This is a genomic window from Peptoniphilus senegalensis JC140 (genome assembly GCF_000321025.1).
Lineage (GTDB): Bacteria > Bacillota > Clostridia > Tissierellales > Peptoniphilaceae > Peptoniphilus_A > Peptoniphilus_A senegalensis.
On the sequence record NZ_HE610717.1, the window covers coordinates 749,271 to 755,385 of the forward strand.

The 6,115-nt window shown below is 29.1% G+C and carries 5 protein-coding genes; all 5 read right to left on the reverse strand.

From position 1 onward, the window contains the following. Entirely contained in the window at positions 1–1,302 is a 1,302-nt protein-coding gene (locus PTSHG_RS03550) for an acetyl-CoA hydrolase/transferase family protein (protein WP_019107520.1), read from the reverse strand. Beyond that, complete coding sequence (locus PTSHG_RS03555; protein ID WP_019107521.1) at positions 1,289–1,600, reverse strand: NifU family protein; 312 nt, start codon at positions 1,598–1,600, stop codon at positions 1,289–1,291. Before PTSHG_RS03555 ends, PTSHG_RS03550 begins: the two co-directional genes overlap by 14 nt. Before the next feature lie 11 nt (positions 1,601–1,611). After that, complete coding sequence (locus PTSHG_RS03560; protein ID WP_019107522.1) at positions 1,612–3,084, reverse strand: 4-hydroxyphenylacetate 3-hydroxylase family protein; 1,473 nt, start codon at positions 3,082–3,084, stop codon at positions 1,612–1,614. A gap of 277 nt (positions 3,085–3,361) precedes the next feature. Next, positions 3,362–4,669 (reverse strand): RNA polymerase factor sigma-54, encoded by a 1,308-nt coding sequence (rpoN, locus tag PTSHG_RS09170; protein WP_019107523.1) that lies wholly within the window; start codon positions 4,667–4,669, stop codon positions 3,362–3,364. 58 nt (positions 4,670–4,727) lie between these two features. After that, the coding region (locus PTSHG_RS03570) for a sigma-54 interaction domain-containing protein (protein ID WP_019107524.1) at positions 4,728–6,115 on the reverse strand (1,388 nt) is incomplete at its 5' end.

The following is a 6,115-nucleotide window of genomic DNA, read 5'->3' on the forward strand; positions in this document are numbered from 1 at the left end:
CTATCCTTTAAAATTATCTGCAAATTTTTCATTATGATATTTTATTAATTCTTCTCTAAAATCAGGATGAGCAATTTTTATAAGAGCCTTTGATCTTTCCCTCAAAGTTTTTCCCTTTAAAGATGCTACACCATATTCCGTTACTACATAATCTATATCATTTCTAGAAGTTGTTACTACTGAATAATCATCAAGCTTCGTTACAATTTTTGAAATTTTTGATTTAACAGTACTTGGCATGGCTATTATTGACCTTCCATTTTTCGCCATAGCAGCGCCTCTTATAAAATCAACTTGTCCACCAACACCAGATATTTGTGTTGCCCCAATACTTTCTGAACAAACTTGACCCATTAAGTCGATTTGAATGCATGAATTTATACAAACTATATTGTCTTCTTTCATTATTTCTACAGGATTATTAACATAATCTACTGGCATCATTTTTATAGATGGGTTGTCATTTACATATTCATAAAGCTTTTCGCTGCCCATTAAGAAAGTTACTACCATCTTATCCTTATTAGTAGTTTTCTTAGAATTATTAATAACTCCTTTTTCTACTAAATTCACAACGCCATCCGAAAACATTTCTGAATGAATTCCCAAATCTTTCTTATCAGTTAAAAAACTAAGTACTGCATCAGGAATAGCTCCTATTCCTAATTGTAAAGTATCTCCATCATTTATTAAGCTTGCACAATATCTTCCAATTTCTTTTTCTATTTCACCAATTTTAGGACTTTTTAAAGTGTGAATTGGTTCATCGTGTTCAACAAAATAATCTATTTCTGAGATATGCACAAAGCTTTCTCCATGAGTTCTAGGCATATACTTATTTACTTGAGCTATTGTTATGTTCGCGACTTCTACTGCTGCTTTTGTATAATCAACAGATACCCCTAAGCTTACATATCCATGCTCATCAGGCTTAGACACTTGAACAAGAGCTACATTTATTGGCATAGTAGTTCTAATCATTTTTGGAACTTCATGGAAAAATACTGGTGTAAAATCTGCTCTACCATTTTTAATAGCTTCTTTTGTTGCCCCACCTGCAAATAGCGCATTATGTGTGAAATATTTTTTATTTTCTTCATTACAATACTCAGCTGGCCCCATTGGAACCATGTGTACGATTTCTACATCTCTAAAATTTTCTTTCACTTCTACAAGCTTATCTACTAAATATCCCGGTTCTCCACAAGCATGAGCAAAAATTACTCTATCATTTGATTTTATATGTTTTAAAGCTTCTTCTGCTGTAACAATTTTTTTATTATATTCATCAATCCAATTCACTTCTTTCACCTCTCAATAATTCCTTAGCAAAATCCCAAATTTGATCATCTATGTCCTGATATACTTTTACTCCTCTTATTTCATCCCCGAGTTTTTCTTTAAGTTTCTCTTTAACAATTTCTTCTGCAGTTATTTGTGCTGAAATACAGCCATTACAATTACCCCCAAGGGTAATTGTAACAACTCCATCTTTTAAAGATTTAAACTTAATAAATCCTCCATGTGCTTTTATTTTTGGAAATATGTCATGATTGATAACATGGATGATCTTCTTTCTTAAATCTTCTCGATCTTCCATTTATATACCTCTCATTTTTTTAAATTGTCTTTTGATACATCAATATGTGCAATCTTTCTTGCCATTTCTTTTTTTGATTCCAAGTTTCCTTGTCTTGCTATCATTATTCTTTGTGCTTGAGGTGAACCTGCTCCATGCATTGATTCAGTCCTATATCCTACTGCAGCCGTTCCAAGTGTTATATTTTCAATAAGCCTTAATACTCTCATTCTATTTTCTGTGTCAGTTCCAACTTTGCCTCTCAAAAACTTTTCAACCCAAGGGCCTGTAAAATCATCTTTTAAGTCCTTTTCTGAAGGCATTGTTACCATTAAACCTCCCGCTATATCTTCTGCAAGTCTTGCTATATCATAAGGAAATCTCGTAACATTTTGTTTACATACATTTGCAAGAAGTAAATCAATTAGATATCCTCCTGATTCTGTTTTTGTTCCTTCATAGGAACAAGCCAATGAACAAGCCCACATAGTTTCATTGAGATGTTGCATTTCAATAATCTTATCTTTAATATGACTGGCTTTAGGTACTCCGTTATAATCTGCTGCTAAAGCTGCTGCTCCAATCAATACATCGCCTACTCCTGTTTTACATGCATAAGATTGTCTATGATATCCTGCAAATCTTTCAACTAACATTCCTGAATATTGCCATTCTTTGCACATAAATACTCTTTCATTAGGAACGAACACATCATCAAATATTACAAGTGCTTCTTGACCACCAAAAGTATTATTTCCAAGATCAATATCCGCACCTTCTTCTAATTTTCTTGTATCACAAGATTGTCTTCCGTAAATCATGAATACGCCCTTAGCATCTGTAGGAACAGCAAAACTTACTGCATATGCTGCATCTTCTTCTTTCATTGCGATTGTAGGCATTATTAAATGTTCATGAGAATTTATTGAGCCTGTTTGATGAGCTTTTGCTCCTCTTACAATTATTCCATCTTCTCTTATTTCTTTGATATGAACATACATATCAGGATCTTCTTGTTGTGATGGAGATAATCCTCTATCACCTTTTGGATCTGTCATAGCTCCATCAACAACTAAGTCGTTATCTTGACAATAAATCAAATATTTTTTAAATCTTTCATGATAATCTGTTCCCTTTTCCTTATCAATTTCATATGTAGTCGAATAGATAGCGTTAAATGCATCCATACCTACACATCTTTGGAAACAACTTGCTGTTTTTTGTCCCATCAATCTTTGCATTTTGATTTTCTTAACTAAATCTTCTTTGCTTTGATGAATATGACAAAATCTGTTTATCTTATTTCCTGTTAAATGACTTGTAGTAGTCATTAAATCTTCATATTCTGGATCATTTGCTAAATCATAAGTCATTGCAACCGAATTAATTGATGGTCTAATTATTGGGTTGTCAACTGGGTTTTCAACTTTTTCTCCAAACATATACACTTTGATATCTAAGTTTCTTAAACTTTCAATATACTCTTTACCTGTCATTAATGTCATAAAATTATACACTCCTTCTTAATATATATATAGTTTTAGCTTACACATATATATAACGCAAAAATCATGCCAACTTTCATTTTTTTATAATCTGTATTTTGCAACAAATAAAATCTATTCAAAAAAAATAAACAAGCATTAAATTGTACTTTTACAATTTTTTAGCTTGCTTATTTTTATATTCCTTTAATTTTCGCAATTTAACCTAGTTTATTACTATTGCAGTATTTCAATTTTGCTGTGAAACTCCATATCAATTATTTAGATGTAATTTTAATTAATATTCTTTTCTTAAATTTGATGGTAATATTCCTAGTTGCTCTCTATATTTAGAAATAGTCCTCCTTTTTATTTCTACACCATTAATTTTTAATATCTCTAATATTTTTTGATCTGAATAAGGTTTTCTTACATCCTCTTCGCTTATAATTTTTTCTATTAATTTTAAAATATCATCTTTAGAAGTTTCATTTTGCCCAACCCCAGATACTAAAAAATATTTTAATGGAAAAACCCCTCTTTTAGAGTGAATATATTTTCCTTTCATTGCTCGTGAAATTGTAGACTCTGATAATTCCAATCGTTCTGATAAAATTTTTAAATTACATACTTTTAAGTTAGAACCTTTTAAAAAAAAGTCTCTTTGTATACTAACTATTTCATTAGCAATCTTCCTAATAGTTGCCCTTCTTTTTGCTATAGCTTCCAAAAAAAATAGAGCCCTATTATATTTTTCCATTAGGTAGTTCTTGATTTCTTCATCTTTTGTATTTTCAAATAAACGCATATAATATTCGTTAAAACCTAATTGATTTTCTCTCGAGTCAGTTACTTTTACTTCTAACTCTTGATCTTTTTCTAAAATGAAAATCTCTGGAAATATGTATGACGTGTTTTCATTAGAATTTTCTCCCGAACTTGGCACTGGCTCTAATTTTTGCATTCTTTTGTATAAATCTTTTACATCTTCCATAGAAATATTCATGCTTTTGGCTATGATATCTAACCTATTTTTAGCCAAATTATCTAAATGAATATTAATAAATTTATACAGAATATCTCCCTTTTCAACCTGAACTAGAAGACACTCTTTTAAATCTTTCGAAGCAAAGCCCTTATTATCAATTATCTTTATTTTTTCTCTTACTTTTTCTACAAAACCTTGACTTACTTTAAATTTTTTAGAAACTTCTAAAATATCTAAATCTAAATAACCATCGTCTCTCAAATTATTTATCAAATATTTTCCAAGTTCTTCTTCTTTCTTTGATAGGTTATAAGTCAAAAAATCTTTTTCTAACTTCTTTCTAAAATCTTCTTTATATGTAAATGGTAAGCTAGAATAATCTTTATATTCTGTCCCATAACTACTATATTCTTTATTTTTATTATATGAACTTAATAAATTATCTATACTTATAATATTTTCTCTTTTATTATAATCTAATATTACATTTTCACAAACTTCTTCAGTAATTACTTTATCAAGTTCAATTGCATTTAATTCTAAGAGTTCTATGGAATAAATTTGTTCTCTCGTTATTTTCAAATCTAAGTTTTGTCTCTGTTCAAATTTTATATCCATATATATAACCCCACTTTTTAAACACCTATAATAGTAACCCAAAAATTTTATATATTATTTATATTCCATATTTCTGCCTTTTCCTTGTTAATGTAGATGGATCTACATTTAAAATTTCTGCTGCTTTTTTATTATTCTTGCTATTTGATAGAACATCTTCAATTAAAAGCTTTTCAAACTTTTCTACAGACTCATATAAGTTTAAATTTCTAAATTCTTTAAATCTATCAGAAACAATTTCACTATTCAAATTTTCAGGTAAGTCAGATTTTTTAATATGAGAATTTTTACTTAAAATATAAGTTCTCTCAATTACATTTTTCAATTCTCTTATATTTCCATGCCAAGAATAATTATATAAAACCTCTAATGCATCTTCATCAAAAAATTTCTCTTGATTATAACTATTTATAAGTTTATTTAAAAAGTAATCTATTAAAACTGGTATATCTTCTTTCCTTTCTCTTAAAGGTGGTATGTATATAGGAATTACATTTAATCTATAAAATAGATCCTCTCTGAATTTTCCTTCTTTAACCATATTGTAAAGATTTCTATTTGTTGCAGAAATTATATTAACATCAATATTTATAAATTCATTTCCTCCAACTCTATATAATTTTTTGTCCTGAATAACTTTGAGCAGTTTTGTTTGCATATCAAGAGACAATTCTCCTATTTCGTCAAGAAAAATTGTGCCACCATTTGCCATCTCAAAAAATCCTTTTTTACCTTTTTTAGATGCTCCTGTAAAGGACCCTGGTTCATATCCAAATAATTCTGATTCCATAAGATTTGTTGGAATAGCTGCACAATTCACGTCAACAAAAGGTTTGTCTTTCCTTAATCCAAATTTATAAATCAATTTTGCTATTAAATCTTTTCCTACTCCAGTCTCTCCATTTATTAGTATCGTTGTATTATACTCAGCTGCTTTTAATGCTGTATTGACAACATCTTCCATAATTCCCGATCTATAAATCATATCACCATCTCTTTCTAAAACTAGCATAAGATTATTTGTTCTCTTTTCCTTCAGTGCTAATTCTTCTTGCATCTCTTTAAGCCTAGTAACATCTCTCAAAATAGTAACTACCATTTTTATACTATTGTCTTTTGCAAAAATTGGAGATGAGGTAATCAAAACTTTTCTTCCATTTTTTAAAGTTTGATTCATCGTAACTTCTTTTCCTTTTTCAAGAACTTTAAGACTTGCAGAATCATCTACTAAATTATCTTCAACAATATCTTTCATATTCCTATCTAAAAATAGTCCTCTATTGCCTCCACTAATATTTTCATAGGCTTTATTTATAAATAAAGTTTTGGCATTCCCATCAGTTAAATATATCCCTTCTCCTATATTTTCTAAAACATGAATTAAGTCTTCTTTATCATAAACTTTTTCATTTACTGTCATCCCAAAACTTCCCCCTTTTTTTATAT